At 64.1% G+C, this 15,039-nt stretch carries 22 protein-coding genes; 19 read left to right on the top strand and 3 right to left on the bottom strand.

Features of this window, described 5'->3' with window-relative positions; genetic code table 11:
- From Q0D31_RS19885 to Q0D31_RS19945, 13 genes are all read left to right on the top strand, one after another.
- Complete coding sequence (locus Q0D31_RS19885) at nucleotides 1–348, top strand: hypothetical protein (protein ID WP_291854872.1); 348 nt, start codon at nucleotides 1–3, stop codon at nucleotides 346–348.
- Nucleotides 348–773 carry a hypothetical protein gene (locus Q0D31_RS19890; RefSeq protein WP_291854875.1) on the top strand — a complete coding sequence of 142 codons (426 nt, stop codon included), beginning with the start codon at nucleotides 348–350 and terminating at the stop codon, nucleotides 771–773. The genes Q0D31_RS19885 and Q0D31_RS19890 overlap by 1 nt, the downstream gene beginning before the upstream one ends.
- 66 nt (nucleotides 774–839) lie before the next feature.
- Nucleotides 840–1,238, top strand: coding sequence for a phage tail tube protein (locus Q0D31_RS19895; protein WP_291854878.1), 399 nt, complete (start codon nucleotides 840–842; stop codon nucleotides 1,236–1,238).
- A 38-nt stretch (nucleotides 1,239–1,276) separates the two neighbouring features.
- On the top strand, nucleotides 1,277–1,690 hold the full coding sequence (locus Q0D31_RS19900; RefSeq protein WP_291854881.1) for a hypothetical protein: 414 nt from the start codon (nucleotides 1,277–1,279) through the stop codon (nucleotides 1,688–1,690).
- Entirely contained in the window at nucleotides 1,690–2,088 is a 399-nt protein-coding gene (locus tag Q0D31_RS19905; protein WP_291854884.1) for a hypothetical protein, read from the top strand. The genes Q0D31_RS19900 and Q0D31_RS19905 overlap by 1 nt, the downstream gene beginning before the upstream one ends.
- A 17-nt stretch (nucleotides 2,089–2,105) precedes the next feature.
- Nucleotides 2,106–2,261: a hypothetical protein gene (locus tag Q0D31_RS19910; protein ID WP_291854887.1), complete on the top strand. Its 156-nt coding sequence runs from the start codon at nucleotides 2,106–2,108 to the stop codon at nucleotides 2,259–2,261.
- 6 nt (nucleotides 2,262–2,267) lie between these two features.
- Nucleotides 2,268–4,229: a hypothetical protein gene (locus Q0D31_RS19915; RefSeq protein ID WP_291854890.1), complete on the top strand. Its 1,962-nt coding sequence runs from the start codon at nucleotides 2,268–2,270 to the stop codon at nucleotides 4,227–4,229.
- Nucleotides 4,229–5,044, top strand: a complete 816-nt coding sequence (locus Q0D31_RS19920; RefSeq protein WP_291854893.1) for a hypothetical protein — start codon at nucleotides 4,229–4,231, stop codon at nucleotides 5,042–5,044. The genes Q0D31_RS19915 and Q0D31_RS19920 overlap by 1 nt, the downstream gene beginning before the upstream one ends.
- A gap of 10 nt (nucleotides 5,045–5,054) precedes the next feature.
- Nucleotides 5,055–7,979 (top strand): hypothetical protein, encoded by a 2,925-nt coding sequence (locus Q0D31_RS19925; protein WP_291854896.1) that lies wholly within the window; start codon nucleotides 5,055–5,057, stop codon nucleotides 7,977–7,979.
- A gap of 153 nt (nucleotides 7,980–8,132) precedes the next feature.
- The gene (locus tag Q0D31_RS19930; protein ID WP_291854899.1) at nucleotides 8,133–8,588 is read left to right on the top strand and encodes a hypothetical protein; all 456 of its coding nucleotides are present in this window, start codon (nucleotides 8,133–8,135) and stop codon (nucleotides 8,586–8,588) included.
- Between the two features lie 21 nt (nucleotides 8,589–8,609).
- A complete protein-coding gene (locus Q0D31_RS19935; RefSeq protein WP_291854902.1) occupies nucleotides 8,610–9,332 on the top strand; it encodes a hypothetical protein in 723 nt (240 codons plus the stop codon).
- Nucleotides 9,333–9,334: 2 nt separating this feature from the next.
- Entirely contained in the window at nucleotides 9,335–10,147 is an 813-nt protein-coding gene (locus Q0D31_RS19940) for a hypothetical protein (protein ID WP_291854904.1), read from the top strand.
- Entirely contained in the window at nucleotides 10,147–10,800 is a 654-nt protein-coding gene (locus Q0D31_RS19945; RefSeq protein ID WP_291854907.1) for a hypothetical protein, read from the top strand. The genes Q0D31_RS19940 and Q0D31_RS19945 overlap by 1 nt, the downstream gene beginning before the upstream one ends.
- Here Q0D31_RS19945 and Q0D31_RS19950 read toward each other — a convergent pair.
- A complete protein-coding gene (locus Q0D31_RS19950) occupies nucleotides 10,784–11,626 on the bottom strand; it encodes an N-acetylglucosaminyltransferase (protein ID WP_291854910.1) in 843 nt (280 codons plus the stop codon). The two genes, Q0D31_RS19945 and Q0D31_RS19950, sit on opposite strands and share 17 nt — an antisense overlap.
- Before the next feature lie 78 nt (nucleotides 11,627–11,704).
- On the opposite strand from Q0D31_RS19950, the gene Q0D31_RS19955 reads away from it, so the two are divergent.
- From Q0D31_RS19955 to Q0D31_RS19980, 6 genes are read left to right on the top strand one after another with little or no spacing between them, the layout of a single operon-like run.
- Nucleotides 11,705–12,538, top strand: a complete 834-nt coding sequence (locus Q0D31_RS19955; RefSeq protein WP_291854913.1) for an N-acetylmuramoyl-L-alanine amidase — start codon at nucleotides 11,705–11,707, stop codon at nucleotides 12,536–12,538.
- Between the two features lie 33 nt (nucleotides 12,539–12,571).
- Nucleotides 12,572–12,784, top strand: coding sequence for a hypothetical protein (locus Q0D31_RS19960; protein ID WP_291854916.1), 213 nt, complete (start codon nucleotides 12,572–12,574; stop codon nucleotides 12,782–12,784).
- Nucleotides 12,781–13,023 (top strand): hypothetical protein, encoded by a 243-nt coding sequence (locus Q0D31_RS19965; RefSeq protein WP_291854919.1) that lies wholly within the window; start codon nucleotides 12,781–12,783, stop codon nucleotides 13,021–13,023. The genes Q0D31_RS19960 and Q0D31_RS19965 overlap by 4 nt, the downstream gene beginning before the upstream one ends.
- A gap of 52 nt (nucleotides 13,024–13,075) precedes the next feature.
- Nucleotides 13,076–13,207 carry a hypothetical protein gene (locus Q0D31_RS19970; RefSeq protein ID WP_291854922.1) on the top strand — a complete coding sequence of 44 codons (132 nt, stop codon included), beginning with the start codon at nucleotides 13,076–13,078 and terminating at the stop codon, nucleotides 13,205–13,207.
- A 1-nt stretch (nucleotide 13,208) separates the two neighbouring features.
- Nucleotides 13,209–13,394 (top strand): hypothetical protein, encoded by a 186-nt coding sequence (locus Q0D31_RS19975; protein ID WP_291854925.1) that lies wholly within the window; start codon nucleotides 13,209–13,211, stop codon nucleotides 13,392–13,394.
- 5 nt (nucleotides 13,395–13,399) lie between these two features.
- Nucleotides 13,400–13,756 (top strand): hypothetical protein, encoded by a 357-nt coding sequence (locus tag Q0D31_RS19980; RefSeq protein WP_291854928.1) that lies wholly within the window; start codon nucleotides 13,400–13,402, stop codon nucleotides 13,754–13,756.
- A gap of 83 nt (nucleotides 13,757–13,839) precedes the next feature.
- Here the strand turns inward: Q0D31_RS19980 and Q0D31_RS19985 are convergent, their stop codons facing one another.
- The gene (locus Q0D31_RS19985) at nucleotides 13,840–14,157 is read right to left on the bottom strand and encodes a HigA family addiction module antitoxin (RefSeq protein ID WP_291854931.1); all 318 of its coding nucleotides are present in this window, start codon (nucleotides 14,155–14,157) and stop codon (nucleotides 13,840–13,842) included.
- A 49-nt stretch (nucleotides 14,158–14,206) separates the two neighbouring features.
- A complete protein-coding gene (locus tag Q0D31_RS19990; protein WP_291854934.1) occupies nucleotides 14,207–14,488 on the bottom strand; it encodes a type II toxin-antitoxin system RelE/ParE family toxin in 282 nt (93 codons plus the stop codon).
- Nucleotides 14,489–15,039 lie beyond the last annotated feature (551 nt).

The following is a 15,039-nucleotide window of genomic DNA, read 5'->3' on the forward strand; positions in this document are numbered from 1 at the left end:
GTGCCCGTGGAGTCCGCCGCCGACCGGCTGTCGTTTGTCTCGCCCGATGAATTCGGCGAGGCGGCGACCTATACGCCGGCCGGCGGCGCCGCCACGCCCGGCATCGCCGGAATTTTCAACGACGGCCAGTTTTCGGCGTTTGTCGGCGACCGGGCGGCGGTGTCGGACTCGCAGCCGAGCTTCACCTGCCGGTCCGCCGATCTCCCGGTTGGCGCCGCTGGTGGCGATGTCGGCGACACGCTGGCATTGGCCGCCAGCAACACCCATCCGCCGCTGACCTTCCGGGTAGTCGATCTGCAGCCCGACGGCGCCGGTATCACCACCATCCTGCTCGGGGCGCTGGTGTGATGCACACCCGCACCCTGATCCGCGCCGCGGTGGCGACCAGGCTCGCCGGATTGCCGACGACCGGCAACAGCGTGCATGTCGGTCGCACCCGCATTTTGCAGCCGGCGCAATTGCCAGCGCTGCTGATCTACAGTCACGATGAATCCTCGGATCGGCCGATCGCCGGCAATCCGGCGAGCCTCGGCCGCGATCTCACGCTGGCGATCGAAGGCCGGGTCGCGACCGCGCTGCCACCCGACGATCTGCTCGATCTGATCGCGTTCGAGGTTGAGGGTCGGATGCGCGACACCACGCTCGACGGTCTGGTGTTTGACACACTGTTGACTCGCACCCAGGTCGAAGTCGCCGCCGAAGGTGAGCGTCACATCGGTGCGATCCGCCTGGAGTATCGCGTGCGCTACAACGACCCGGCCGAAGACGAATAGCCGGCGCTTCGCGCGGAAACCCCCGCATCACTTCAATCCTTTTCACATCAGCAAGGAGACATCGCCATGCCGGCAGGACAGGGCATCGTCGGTCGCAATCTTATTCTCAAATGGAACGGTGCGCCGATAGCCGGCGTGCGTGAAAAATCGGTCGCCATCAATGGCGAGCCGATTGACGTGTCGGCGGACGATTCCGTCGGCTGGCGTTCGCTGTTGGCCGACGCGGCCATACGTCAGGTTGACATCAGCCTGTCCGGCGTCAGCCGCAGCAATGTGCTCAAGACGTCCGGCTTCAGCGCCAACGCCCGGATATTCCCGGTTGCGATTGAGTATCCCGACGGCGGAATTATTTCCGGCGATTTCTTCCAGGTCACTTACAACGAGACCGGCACCTACAACGATGCCGTCACGTTTGAATGTGCGCTGCAGTCGAGCGGCGCCGTCAACTTCATCCCGGGGCCATGATCGGCGTCCATCTCTAACCTTCGCAACGGAGAAATCCTATGGTCGATATCGTTGTTACGCCTGCCAACGTCGTTGGCGGCGCCGATGCCGAGAGAATTCAGGGTGTCGCCGGCGCCACCGTCCTGGCCGGCCAGGTGGTCTATCGCGATTCCGTTACCCGCCGTTTTCTGCTGGCCGATAACAATTCGGCGACGCCGGACGTGCGTAACCCGATCGGCATTGCATTGCACGGTGCGTCGAACGGCCAGCCGCTGGCGGTGCAGACCGGCGGCGACCTCAATGTCGGGGCCACCCTGGTGGTGGGCGAGACTTATTATCTCAGCGACACGCCGGGCGGCATCTGTCCGGAGGCCGATCTTGTCACCGGCGAATTCGTGTCGGTGCTCGGCGTCGCCACCACTGCCAGCAATCTCAAGATGCGCATGCTGGTCTCTGGCGCGGCGGTGCCGTGATGGCGCGCGTGTTTGACGACGTTAAACTCGTGTGGGCCGGCACCACCTATACCATCCGTTCCGACCGGATGATGGGCGCCATCGCGGCGATCGAGCGGTACATCACGCTGAGGGAATTGCATCAGGCCGGCGCCGAGCGTGACACCGTGATGTTGGCGCCGCTGGCGCAAGCCTATGCCGCCGCGCTCAGACATGGCGGCGCCGATGTCGATGCGGATGCCGTCTACCAGGCGATGTTCGCCGGCGACGACACCCGGGGCATGGTGCTGGATGCGATCCAGGGCCTGACCCTGTTGATGATTCCGCCCGGCGCGGTAGCCGACGCGAGTGCGCCGGGAAACGGAAATCGACGACAGCGCCGGGCCGCGGCGAGGTCGTCGCGGAGGCCTACAAACTAGCGGTCGGGATCTGGAACATGCGGCCCAAGGATTTCTGGCGGCTGCACCCGCAGGAATTCTGGTGGCTCGCCGATCTGCGCAAGCCGGTCAAGATGTACGGCAGCCTCACCGAGTCCGACGTCGCCGAACTCTACCACCACGCTTATGGCGACGGCGGCCAAGACGGGGAGTGATCAATCATGGTAGCAACCACCGTCGGCCCGCTGAAGGTCATCATCGGCGGCGATCACAGAGACCTCGACCGCGCGCTCAGCGGCGCCGAAGCGCGCATCGCCCGCTTCGGCGGCAGGATGACGAGCATCGTGGCCGGCCTCGGCGTCACGGCCGCCGTCGCCGGCTTTCTGGCGCTGACCAAGCAATCCTTCGCCACCATCGATGCGCAGGCTGAGTTGGCCTATCGCGTCGGCGGCACCATCAGTGCGGTGCAGACGCTGGGCGCGGTGGCCGACAAGGCCGGCGTATCGTCCGAGCAATTGTCGAAATCGCTTGGCCTGATGAACATGCGGCTGGCGGAGGCCGCGCGCACCGGTTCGGGTCCAGCCTATGAGGCGCTGCGGCGGGTCGGGCTGTCGGCGTCAGATCTGATCAAGCTCAATGTCGACGAGCGGCTCGCCGTTCTCGCCGATCGTTTCGAGAAACTGGGCCTCACCGCCGGTCAGCAGGCCGAGGTCTTGCGCGCGTTCGGCATTCGCGGCCAGGAGATGATCAATCTGCTGGAAGGCGGCGGCGACGCTATCCGCAAGACCCGCAAGGACCTCGAAGCCTATGGCGTCGCGCTCTCGACCATCGACGGCGCCCAGGTCGAGGCCGCCAACGATGCGTTGAAAGACGCCAAGCTGGCGATCACCGGCGTCGCCAATCAGATATCGGTGGCGCTGTCGCCGCTGATCGGCGGCATGGCGCGCGATTTTGCTGACGCCGCCAAACAGACCGGCGGCTTTCGCGAATCCATCACACAGATGGTCGATCGTGGGGTCATGGTCCTCGGCCACCTGCACCTCGCCGTCGTGGGGTTGCGCCGCGAGTGGGAAACCCTCGGTGCGCTGGAGATCAAATTTCAAGCGCCCGATTGGGCGTCGTTCTTGGGCGGGGCCAAGAGCACAATCACAGTCTTTGAAAATGAGGCCGCCAGGCTGCGCAGGTCGATGGCGCCGCCGCCGACCATCGAGGAATGGACCGCGTGGTGGGAGCAACTCAAGAAGGGATGGGCCGAGGCTGCCGCCGCCACCGCCGGTTCTCAGGCCGCGCTGCTCGGCCGCCGCGGCGCCAATCAGGATGCGCTGACCGAAGAGCAGCGCCAGGCGCTGGAACAGCGGTTCCTGGCATTGCAGCGATCGCTCGCCAACGAGGCCGCCGCGCTGGATTTCTGGCGCAAGGAAGAAGCACTCAAACTCAAGGAGTTCAACGACAAGGGCATCGGCACCGAAGCCGAGCGCAATGCGGCGCGGCTGGCGATCGAGACAAAATATCAGCAGGACAAGGCCAACCTGGTCTGGTCTAAGCTCGAAGAAGGCGTCGCCACTGAGAACGAAATCCTGGCGCGCAAGCACGCCGAACAATTGCGCCTGATCGGCGAATTCGAAGCGGCGCGCACCATCACCGAGAATCATGCCGCCGAATTGCGTCGCCAACACACCGAGAAGCAGGCGCTGGCGCTGCTGCAATTGCAGGCCAAGCAATATGCCGGCCTCGCCGGCATTGTCGACACCGCCATGGGGCACATCTCGCAGATCATCGGTAAGGAAGGCGGCGCGGCGTTCGAAGTCATGAAGGCGATCTCGATGGCCACCGCGCTGGTCAAGGGCTTTGAGGCGACGGTCAGCGCCTATGCCTATGGCGCCGCGATCGGCGGGCCGCCGCTCGGCGTCGCCATGGCGGCGGTCGCAGCCGCCGGCACGGCCGCGCAGATTGCCAATATTGCGCGTCAGCAGCCGCAGGGATCCGGTGGCACCGTCACCGCGCCGGCTTCATCGGGTGCCGGCGCCGCTGCCTCCGCGCCGCAATCAGCCGCCGCGCCGGGCGGCACGCTGACGGTGCAGGGCATCGACCCATCGTCGCTCTATTCCGGCGAAATGGTGCGCGCGCTCGCCGCGCGGCTGTTGCAGTTTCAACGCGACGGCGGCCAAGTCGTGTTGGCCTGATGCTCGTTATCTCGCAGAACCTGGTCCTGGCGCCGCCGCCGGCGCCGTTCTCCGCCAATAATCCGGTGGTCGGTTGGCAAAACATCGTCACGGTCGCGCGGCTGGCGGCCAGCAGCGCCGATCCGGCCTTTCCGGTGGCCAATCTCGCCAATCCGTCGACCTATATGGGGTGGCGCGCCACCAGCAATGCGGCGCAGACCGTCACCATCACTATTCCAACCGCCGACCCTGTCGATTATCTGGCGGTGGCCGGCCATAATTTTGGCAGCGCAGGGATCGCGGTCGGGGTCGAAGGCCGTGCCAGTCTGCTCAATCCATTTACGGCGTTGGTGCCGGGGGCGATCCAGGCCGACGACAGTCCCTATCTCGGACGATTTGTGCCGCAGTCTCTGGCCGAGGTCCGCCTCACGCTCGCGGCCGGCAGCGTACCGCCGCAGGCCGCGGTGCTCTATGTCGGCAAACTTTTGGTGCTACAGCGCCGGATCTATGTCGGCCATCGCGTGTTGCGGTTCAATCGTCGCGCCAATGTGGTGGTTGGCGAGAGCGAGGAAGGTCAGTTTCTCGGGCGTATTGTGCTCGGCGAAATGAGCGAGTCGGCGCTCGACATGTCCAACATCGCGCCGGCGTTCTATCGCAGCGAAATGGAGCCCTGGCTGAAATCGGCGGTGCGGAATCCGTTCTTCTTTGCCTGGCGGCCGTTCGATTACCCGAACGAGGTTGGCTACTGCTGGTCGGCTGGCGACGCGCAGATGTCCAATCAGCGGGTCAACGGTTTTGTCCAGGCGTCGCTCAACCTGCGCGGCATCGTCAAATGAGCCAAGCTAGATGAGCGACGAGATTACCGGTAGGAGCCTGACCTTTGTCGAAGCCGACGTCGATGTCTACCGCATCACGCGCTTTGAGGCAGCGCGTGCCGGTGCGCCGCTCGATGGCTGGTCGCTGATTGAGGGCGTCAATACCAGTCTCACCGGCGTCATCGACGCGGCGCTGCCGTCCGGCCGCGGCGCGCGATTGCAGAAGACCGTCGCCAATGGCGACGCGGTCTGGCGCTGGGCGGCGATGCCGAGCGCGCTCGATGTCTCGGTTGTGGCATTGCTGCGCTCGCAGATCGCCGCCGAGGATGCCGCGATCGTGTTGCGCAACGCCGCGCCGGGCTGGGGCTACCTGCTGCGGCTCGCCAACAATGTGTTGGAAATTCGCAAGGGCGTCGGCGCCGGCAGCTATGCGCTGCTTGCCGCGCTCGCCTTCGATGTGGTCGCCAATGACAGCGTCTGGCTGCGGTTCGATGCCGCCGCGGTCACCGGGCCCGGCGTGCTGTTGCGCGGCAAGGTCTGGCGCGGCGCGCTGACCGACGAGCCCCAGGCATTCGCGGTCGTCCATACCGATAGCGTAGCGCCAATCGCCGCGCCGGGCCCGGTCGGGCTCTATACATTCACTGCCGGCAGCGATGTGCTATGTGGCCACTTTCGCGCCAAGAGCCTGCTGGGCTCCGCGGTTGAGACCCTGCGTTTTGCCAAGCCGGCCGATTACCTGCCGCGGGAGATATCCGCCGTGCCCGATCTGGTCGAAGCATCCTTGTCGCCCGGCAGCATTGCGCTCGGCGAGTCGCTCGGCGAGCGCGCAACCTTGAGCGTGGTGCTAAAGGACCACCCCGGCGCCGATCTCGGCGAATTGTTCGGCGCCGGCACCCATTGGGGCAAGGCGCGCGCGCGCGAGCTGTTTCGGCGCGGCCAGCCAATCCGGGTCAAGCGCGGCTTGCTCGGCCAGTCTTTGGATCAATTCGAAACCCGGCATTATGTGTTCGACAGTTTCTCAGGCCCGAGCCCGCAGGGCGCCGTGGCGCTGATCGCCAAGGACGCACTCAAGCTCGCCGACGACGACCGCGCGCTGGCGCCGAGGCCGTCCAATGGACGGTTGGTCGCCGCCATTACCAATGTCGCGGCATCGGCCACGCTGACGCCGTCCGGCATCGGCAACGCCGAATATCCGGCGTCTGGCCACGTCGCGATCGGCGGCAAGGAAATCTGCGCCTTCACCCGCGTCGACGATGTATTGACGCTGACCCGGGCGCAGTTCGGCACCGCAGCGATCGCCCACAACGCCGAGGACCGCGCGCAGCTCTGCCTGCAGTTCAGCGCGGTCGATCCGGCTACGATCATTCACGCGCTGCTGACCGGCTATGCCGGAATCGCATCGGGGACAATCCCGCTCGCGGCCTGGCAGCAGGAGACCACGATCTTCCTGCAGCGGGTCTATACGAGGATGATCGCGGAACCGACCGGCGTTAACAAGCTGGTGTCGGAACTGATCGAGCAGGCCGGCCTGGCGGTGTGGTTCGACGACCGCAGCAACCAGATCAAGCTGCAGGTGCTGCGTGGCATCGTGGTCGATGCCTACGTGTATTCGCAGTCCAATGTGCTGCAGGGCTCGCTGTCGGTCGCCGACCAGCCCGAAAAACAGATCACCCAGTGCTGGACTTATTATGGCGTGCGCAATCCGCTGGAGCCGCTTGACGCCACTGAGAACTACCGCTCGGCGCTCGCCACCGCCAATCTCGAAGCCGAGACGCAGGCCGGCTCGCCATCGATCCGAACGATTTTCGGCACATGGATCCCGGCGCTCGGGCGCGCCACCGCGCAGCGGGTCAACGATCTGCAGATCGGCCGCTTCGTGCGTCCGCCGCGGCGCTTTGCGTTCGACGTGCTGCGCTACTCTGGGGTCGAGGAACCGCAGCCGGGCGGCGGCTATCGCATCGCGTGGTGGGGCAACCAGGATGAAGCCGGCGCCGCCGTCAATGCGCCGATTCAAGTGACCAGGGTCAACCCGACGGCGGATCGCATGCGAGTCGAGGCGGAGGAACTGCTGTTCAAGATTTTCGACGCCGGCGATCTGAAGAACCGCAACATTGTGGTCGACGGCAACTTCAACAACCTCAACGTCCGCACCAGCCACGATTCGATCTACGGCGCGCCAACGGGGCTGGATATTGTCAACGGCGTCAACCTTAGCGTCATCGTCTCGGCCGGCGTGATCGTCGGCTCCACCGCAACGTCAACGTTTGCGCTTGACATCGGCGCGTGGCCGAACACGACCGCCATCGGCAATACCACCAACGCATCGCCGGTGGTGACCAGTCTCAGTGTCAGCCCGCTGCTGATGGAGGTCGGCACCCCGGTCACCGGGCCCGGCATCCCCGCCAATACGCGGATCCTGACCCGCGACAGCGCCACCCAGATCACGCTGGACAAGAACGCCACCGCGCTCGGCGTTGGCGTGACGCTGACGTTCTGGCTCAAGATTTCGGTCAGCGTGGTGGGGCGGGTGCAGGGCCGCGGCGGTGACGGGGGCAACGCGAACGAGAACGGAAATCCCGGCGGCGGCGCACTGCGCGCGCAACATCCGATTACGTTGAATGATGTCAGCGGCCAGATATTTGGCGGCGGTGGGGGTGGTGCTTCAACAAGCGGTCCGGCCGCTCCGGGCGGTGGGGGTGGGCAAGGGCAGTTACCGGGCGGTGGCGGTACCGGATCCGGCGGCGCCGGCAACGGTGCCGGTGGCACCACTGAGGCGGCAGGTGTGGGTGGTATTGCCGGTGATTGGAGTGCGTCGGCCAGTGGCGGCGGCGCTGGCCTGCCTGGTGGCAACACCGCGACACGATCGGGCGGCGCCGCCGGCGCGGCGATCGACGGCATCAGTTTTGTCACCACCGTGGGCGCCATCGGCGACCGCCGCGGCGCGCAGATCAACTGACTTGCTCCGACCTCATCCTGAGGAGCGAGCGAAGCGAGCGTCTCGAAGGATGGCCGCGCGTTCGGAGCTTGCCGCCATGCTTCGTGACGCATCGCAGCGCGATCGCGCCGCGATGCTCCTCAGCATGAGGTCTGGAAAACAGAAGGACACACCATGCCGTTCGCAGTTGTTGAATTCCGCGCCCAGGACACCGCCGGCAATTTTCTCACCGGGGTCGATGTCGAGGTGCGCCGCGAGGTTGTCGGCGAACCGCTACAGCAGATCTTTGCCGATCGTGACGGTCTGACGCCGCTCGGCAATCCCGCGCACTTTGCCGACGGCATCGTGCGGTTCTACATCGCCGGCGGCGCCTACAAGATCACGGTGTCGAAGAGTGGCGTGCCGATCGGCGATGCCTTTCGGCACAAGGCTGCCGGACTTAATGCCGAGACCGACGGCGCTGGCAATGAGTTCGGCCGGTTCGAGATCGAGCGGATGGCGCGGTTTGCCGCCGCCGCCGCCGAGCGGCTTGATCGGACCCGGCCACCACCGGTCGTCGCTTCCAGGACGTTCGAAGCGGAACGCGTGAGCATCGCCGCCGTTGCCGCCAACGCCTTCACCCAATCCTGACCCTGACGGAGAAATTGCACCATGCGCGATCCTTCCTATGGCGCCTATTGGCGGACCTGGTCCTGCGGCTTTGTCGCCGCTGACGGCACGCAAGCCAAGATCCTGGTCGATGAAACCCCGGCGACGGTGCTGCCGGCGGTCGCCGGCGAAACCGCCTTTCCCGGCGAGGTCACGGTCCGCCAACGCATCCTGCAGGGCGGGTGCCGGGTGATCGACGGTTCGCTCGCATCGAGCGACGGCACCGCGCGCTCGCTGGTGCTGTGGCTCGGCCGGGTGCTGTCGCGCGCCGCCGATTTCGGCGGCACCCTGACCGTCACCACCCAGAACGTGTTCAACCGGGCTGCCGGGTCGTTCCTGACCGACGGCTGGCGCGTCGGCGACAGCGTGATGCCGTTCGGCATGACGACGGCCGCCAACAACGGCGTCGCCGGTCTGGTGACCGCAGTGACCGCGCTGGCGCTGACGGTCAACGGCACGCCCTACACCAATGAGACCATGCCGGCGACCGCGCGGCTCATTCGCGTCAGCCAGCGCACCCGGCGCGCGGTGCCAATCAATGCCGGCAATCTCGACACCACGCCGGCCGTCGCCTTGATGGGCGGCGCGCAAGACCCGGCTGCGCCGGCCTTGCCGGACACCGGATACTCGCTGGGCGATGTCGACGTGCTGATTGCCGCGATGGCGGCGGCGGTGTCGGCGCTGCCGGCGCGCGTCGATGCACAGGCGGTCACGGCGCGGTACTGACCATGCGATCGCTTGAACACTTGATTGGATCACAGCGCAGCGAGCGGCCGGAGATCGTCGGCAATTTCGACATCAAGCAGAGTTTACAACTCACCGGCGACATCTCGCCGTCACAAATTACCGCCGACCAAAACGACTACAATCCGCCGGAGCTATCGACCGCCGCGCGGCTGCGGCTCAACTCCGACGCGGCGCGCAATATCACCGGCCTGCAGGGTGGCACCGACGGGCGGGTGCTATACATTCATAATGTCGGGTCCTTCGACATCGCGTTGATCGACGAAAGCGCGCTGTCAACGGCTGCCAACCGCTTTGCTCTGACCGCTAACCTGACGCTGGCGCCGGATGCGGTCTGCGAACTGCAGTATGATTCGACATCGTTGCGCTGGCGCTCCGTGGGCGCAGCGGGCGGCGGCGGCGGCGCGGCAGCGGCGACCCAAGCCGAGATGGAGGCGGTGTCCTCGACCACGGTCTATACGTCGCCCGGCCGACAGCATTTTCATCCGGGATCAGCAAAAGGTTTTGTAAAATGGAATGGATCTACAAGCACCATCGACGCGAGCTACGGCGTAACGAGCCTCACCGACAACGGGATAGGTGATTTTACTGTCAACTTTGCGACCGCATTTTCGAGTGCTAACTACGCTCCCAGTGGAATGGTTCGTAAGAACAGCGGTACGAATGGAGGAGTGTTTATGTCGATTGACAACAATACAGCTCCAACTGTCTCTGCTCTACGAATTAAAAATCAAGATGACGGTGCGACCCTCCATGATGGACTCTATGCGTGCCTGTCGGTGTTCGGGGATCAATAATGCTGAAGCGCATCGTTTTCACGCGCATTGCTGATAATGGGGTGTCAATATGCTGTCCAGCCAGCGAGGTAATTGCATGGATGGGTTGCGGCGGCTTCTGGGATCAGCATGCGCGTGGTTTTATCGAGATGCAAATTGAGCGACAGATCACTTGTGGGGTCGCTCCCGACGTGGCCCGCCGCTATGCCTACGCAATGCAGCGCGGCGGTTGCACAACGGCGGAAGCACTAGCGATTATACGCGACCGCGACTGCGCACCGTATGGCCGCGCCATTGAGCTGTGGGATCTGGCTGATGTTCCGGTCGATTACTGGTTTCGCAACGCGTGGCGGCGATCGCATAATGGTGGACCGATCTCAATCGACCTCGCGCGCGCCAAACGAATCCAATTCCAGCATGCGCGGGCAGCGGTGATGGCGATGAATAGTCGGCTCAATAGCGACATGGAATCGTTTGATCGACTTGTCGATATAGACTGGCTGCGGTTCCGCGAACGAATTCGTTCCGCCAGCGACGTTCGTGATCTGCGTGGCATCTGGCCAACTCATCTCGCCGTTTCATGCGGCGGCGGCCCCCGACGCGCTGAAGAAGGTCATGCCGGCGGCGCTGCGCTCGCCGCGTTGATGGGCTCGGTGGCTAGGCGAGAAGCTTAGCATAACGTCCGCTCTGCACCGCGCGCGGAAGATCGACAACCGGCCATCTCTGGAGTTTGTACATATTATCCTCAAACTCATCTTTCGTGATCAGCGCCGTTAGTTCCGGGGCGTGACTGTAAGACGACAGCTTGTGGTTGACGTCATCGACATCTCCGATTGAGGTGAAGTGCCATGCGCCATCCCAGATCACATTAAGTAGGAGCGGCGTTCGTGGCATGTGCCGCCAAAGGCGAAATGTGCTCACGGGCGAGTTGAATGGTCGCAACCATTTTCTTCGCGAAAAGCGAACTGAAATTTCGCGTAAACCATTGGGGTCGGTCAGGTTGCGGTAGGTCAGAAGTCGTGGTCCGAGACGGTGGTCGAGGTCATCGTTTCGAAGGTTCAGCCGATAAGTATAGTTTTCACACCAGAATGCTATCAAGCGGCGACTGAGCATCGGCGCGGAGAGTGCGGCGGCAAGCCGCCGCGGCTTCGGAATCTCGTCGACGTCGGAAACAATGATCCGGTCATCGGGCCGCGCGTCCTGCAAACCTCGCATGATCGCGCGTCGCTGCGCGCGCTCTCGCACCCAGGGGTTGCTGCTGTCCGGCAGATCGTCGACCACGACGTGCGTGATCTTGTGAGCATAAGCGGCAAAGCGGGCTTTGCATTCGCTGAACACAAGCGGCTTCGGCGAGCCCATGAACGTGCGTGTGGCTTCAACCAGAACGAACCTATCAACGAGCGGGTCAAGTTCGGCGAGTCTGATTTCGAGAACGTCCAATTCATTGAAGAAGGTGAAGCAATCATAGGTGCGTGGCGTGGCGGGTGCGCGTTCGCTCATCTTCTACAACCTACCGCCGGGTGACCGCGTTCGCAGCCAACTGCGGCGGGCGGCCTGAAACTCACCGGAGATCGCATTATGTCATGGTCCGACGTAAAACCGCAACCGTTGCGGATCGAGCAACTGCGCGCCCATATCTGGGGGCTGTCGTTTACCGCCTGGCGGCCGTCCTTCATGGTGATTCACAACACCGCCGCGCCGACGCTGGCGCAGTGGAAGGCCTATCCGCGCGTGCAGCGGCTGCAGAATCTGATCGGCTACTATCGCGACCAGATGGGCTGGCCGAGCGGGCCGCACGCCTTTGTCGACGACGAATTCGTCTGGACCTTCACGCCGTTCAACCAGAAGGGCACGCACAGCCCCTCCTGGAACGGCACCGCGCTCGGCATCGAATGCGTCGGCGACTATAGCCGCGAGGATGACGATCTCGGGCCGGGGCTGAGCATGAAGAAGAACGCGATCGCGTTGTTTGCCCTGCTGCATGAACGGCTCGGCCTCGATCCCGCAACCATCAAGCTGCACAAGGAAGACCGCCGCACCAATCACGATTGCCCCGGCAAAGATCTGGCCGATGACAAGCCGGCCTTTATCGCGAGCGTGCTGGAATATATGGGACATGGCGGCGAGCATCCGGCCGCGCCGCCACCATCGGAACGGCCGCCGGCGATGGTGACGCCGGATCGCAAGCCGGAAGGCATGGTCGCTGCCGCGGTCGGCGACGCCGGCTTGAACCTGCGCAGCGCCGCCAGCGTTACATCGCCGCGCGTGGCCAATCTGCCGAAAGGCACCAAACTCGCGATCCTCGGCAGTGCGCAAAACGGCGCCACCGAATGGCTGCGGGTCTGGCTGCGCGATGCCTCCGGCACCGCGCGGGTCGGCTGGGTGGCCGGCCGATTCATCGAACGTGCGTAGCGTCTCGAAAACAACCAACACAGGAGAACCACCATGAAGTTTCTGACCTCGCTGATCGACGCCAATCAATTGGGCGGCTGGGCGCGCGCCGCCGTCGCCGCGCTGCTCGGCTCCGCGTCCGGCTGGCTGGGCGGCGCGCTGGTGCCGTTTCTGACGCCCGAAGTGCAGGCCGCGATCGGGCTGCTCGTGTCGACCGCCGTGGTCGGCGTCTGGTCGAGCCTCGCCAAGAAGGCCGCCGCGCCGTGAGCGGTGCGGCCGCGCTAATCCAGATCGCGCATCTGTTTCTCAAACTCGCCAACGGGCTGTTTCAGCATGTGCGGGATGAAAAGCTGACGCAGCTCGGCGAGGATCGCGCCAATGGCAGGGCGCTGTTGGCGCTCAACCGGACCGCCGCGTTGTTGAAGGAAATCGACGAGCGGTTCGACAAAATGAGCGACGCCGAGATCAAGGCGTCGCTGGAAGGCAAAGGGGACTTCCGTGACTGATTGGCCAACCATCTGCATCCTATTTTGTTTGACGGCCGCGCCGGCACCAACGGTGGTGGATTCGTTTGGGCAGCAATGCCGGATCATCCGGCCGTCGCGCGCCGACAGCGCCGAGACCTTGCGGCAGATCGCCCGCGAGAACGAGCGCTGCCGCACCGCGCGCGCCGCCGCGGGGGTGAAGTAGCATGCGCGCGCTCGCCGTCATCATCGTTGCGCTGGTGCTGGCTGGTTGCCAGCACCGCGATGTGTTCGATCGCATGAACCCGCCGCCGAAGGTCAAGGCGGCCGCAAAGCCAAAGCCCGCGCCGCAACCGATCGGCGCGATCGGCTGCAAGCCGCGGATCACTGGGCTGTCTCTCGTAGGATGCTGAACACCATGGATGACGCAAAAACCAAAATCGAGAGCGCGATTGAAAGTCTGGCCTTCAAGGGGCTGGCGCGGCTGGCGATGTTGATTTTCTCCGCGCTCGGCGTCCCGGCCATGGTCTGGCTGGTGACGACCGTGAACAACACCGGTCAGTCCATCAAGCTGCTCAGTCAAACGATCCAGCACAACATGGTGCTGGTCGAATCGAACGACAAGCAGATCAGGGCGGATTTGGACGTGTTGCGGTTCGAACTGCAACGGGCGGCGCGCTACAGCCGGGACGACGCCGAGCGGGATTTCAAAATCCGGGACTACCGGATCGAGCAGAACGAGCGGCGGATCGACGGGCTTGAGATGCGGCGGTGAGCGACTAAAGGTTGGGACCGAAAGTCAACAGACAAGAGCGGACATTTGTGGACAAATGCGGAGCGAGTCGCGTGTGTTCGGCGCTACGCGGCGCGATCCTTCAGCGGCGCAATGGCGCTGAGGGCCTTGCCGATCTGAGTGCGTGCCTGCCAGAGGTCGTGGTCGGCCTGCATGCGCAGCCAGTGCTCGGCGGTGTTGCCGAAATAGGCGGCGAAGCGCAGCGCGGTGTCCGGCGTGACCGGCCCCTTGCCGGCCAGCACCTTGCCGAGGTGCTGGCGCGACATGCCCATGGCGATGGCCGCCTTATTGGCATTGACGCCGTTGTCTTCGAGCACGTCGGCGGCGACCGCGCCGGGGTGCAGTGGGGCGACCTTGCGGCGGCGGGCGGGGAGGCTGGTCATGGCGGCAGCTCCGGCAGGGCGACCGCCGGCGGGGTAACCCGCCGGGGCTTCATGGGTGAGGCTGTTCGAGGTCGACATCGTGGGCGTCTCCATTAATCCATGTGAATGTGATGCGCCAGTGGCCGCTGACTGAGATCGACCACTTGTTAACGTAGGCGCCGGACCATTTGTGCAGTTCATAGCCGTGAATGTTCAAATCGGGCAAGCCCTTGGCCTGGTTGAGCGCGGTTAACCTGGCGGCGATCCGGCGTTGCAGCTTGGTGTCGATCCGCCGCGCGCGGCCGGTTTCGAAGAAGTCCCGCAGGTCCCGGTTTTTCCAGCTCTTGATCATCGCCTATCCCCTTTGCCGATGGCGATCAATGTAAACCGGAAGATGACAGTTGTCAACTGAAAGATTACAACAAGTGGACAATAATTCTGTAATGGTAACGTCAATTGTTTTGTGTCAGCAGGAAAGGGGTACTGACCTTGCAGTTGACATTCGCCCGTCGAGGGGTCTATATTTCGGCCATTGGCGCGGGGATCGGCCCCGGTCACAGCAGGCGGGAGAGACCCGATGTCCGGTTACAGAGATTTCTCGAAGTCGAACAACGCCGTGCAGGCCGAGGCAGAGGGATGCACTGCGCCATTTGGTCGATCTCCGCAATTATTCGGTCAATTTCGGCGTCCGTCATTTGCTGCCCCTTAGCGGTCACTCTTTTTCAAGCGGCACGTCGCGCCATTCGGTCTCGCGTCCGAGCGGCGGCCTGCCTGCATAGAATCTTGCGGCATTAGGTAGCAAACGCACCAACGAACGGGACCATCCCCGCGACCCATTGACAAAGGGTCGCGAGTCAGAATCGTGTTCCCCGTTCGTTCGCGGCATACCTTGAGCCCAGGAGC

It is taken from the genome of Bradyrhizobium sp., assembly GCF_022844465.1.
Taxonomy (GTDB): Bacteria; Pseudomonadota; Alphaproteobacteria; order Rhizobiales; family Xanthobacteraceae; genus Bradyrhizobium.

Coding starts and splice junctions, on each gene's coding strand:
- Q0D31_RS19900 (WP_291854881.1), top strand. CDS start 1,277: ATGGTCGATATCGTTGTTACGCCTGCCAACGTCGTTGGCGGCGCCGAT.
- Q0D31_RS19925 (WP_291854896.1), top strand. CDS start 5,055: ATGAGCGACGAGATTACCGGTAGGAGCCTGACCTTTGTCGAAGCCGAC.
- Q0D31_RS19935 (WP_291854902.1), top strand. CDS start 8,610: ATGCGCGATCCTTCCTATGGCGCCTATTGGCGGACCTGGTCCTGCGGC.
- Q0D31_RS19990 (WP_291854934.1), bottom strand. CDS start 14,488: ATGATCAAGAGCTGGAAAAACCGGGACCTGCGGGACTTCTTCGAAACC.
- Q0D31_RS19985 (WP_291854931.1), bottom strand. CDS start 14,157: ATGACCAGCCTCCCCGCCCGCCGCCGCAAGGTCGCCCCACTGCACCCC.
- Q0D31_RS19950 (WP_291854910.1), bottom strand. CDS start 11,626: ATGAGCGAACGCGCACCCGCCACGCCACGCACCTATGATTGCTTCACC.
- Q0D31_RS19975 (WP_291854925.1), top strand. CDS start 13,209: ATGCGCGCGCTCGCCGTCATCATCGTTGCGCTGGTGCTGGCTGGTTGC.
- Q0D31_RS19945 (WP_291854907.1), top strand. CDS start 10,147: ATGCTGAAGCGCATCGTTTTCACGCGCATTGCTGATAATGGGGTGTCA.
- Q0D31_RS19895 (WP_291854878.1), top strand. CDS start 840: ATGCCGGCAGGACAGGGCATCGTCGGTCGCAATCTTATTCTCAAATGG.
- Q0D31_RS19960 (WP_291854916.1), top strand. CDS start 12,572: ATGAAGTTTCTGACCTCGCTGATCGACGCCAATCAATTGGGCGGCTGG.
- Q0D31_RS19905 (WP_291854884.1), top strand. CDS start 1,690: ATGGCGCGCGTGTTTGACGACGTTAAACTCGTGTGGGCCGGCACCACC.
- Q0D31_RS19955 (WP_291854913.1), top strand. CDS start 11,705: ATGTCATGGTCCGACGTAAAACCGCAACCGTTGCGGATCGAGCAACTG.
- Q0D31_RS19930 (WP_291854899.1), top strand. CDS start 8,133: ATGCCGTTCGCAGTTGTTGAATTCCGCGCCCAGGACACCGCCGGCAAT.
- Q0D31_RS19915 (WP_291854890.1), top strand. CDS start 2,268: ATGGTAGCAACCACCGTCGGCCCGCTGAAGGTCATCATCGGCGGCGAT.
- Q0D31_RS19940 (WP_291854904.1), top strand. CDS start 9,335: ATGCGATCGCTTGAACACTTGATTGGATCACAGCGCAGCGAGCGGCCG.
- Q0D31_RS19910 (WP_291854887.1), top strand. CDS start 2,106: ATGCGGCCCAAGGATTTCTGGCGGCTGCACCCGCAGGAATTCTGGTGG.
- Q0D31_RS19890 (WP_291854875.1), top strand. CDS start 348: ATGCACACCCGCACCCTGATCCGCGCCGCGGTGGCGACCAGGCTCGCC.
- Q0D31_RS19920 (WP_291854893.1), top strand. CDS start 4,229: ATGCTCGTTATCTCGCAGAACCTGGTCCTGGCGCCGCCGCCGGCGCCG.
- Q0D31_RS19980 (WP_291854928.1), top strand. CDS start 13,400: ATGGATGACGCAAAAACCAAAATCGAGAGCGCGATTGAAAGTCTGGCC.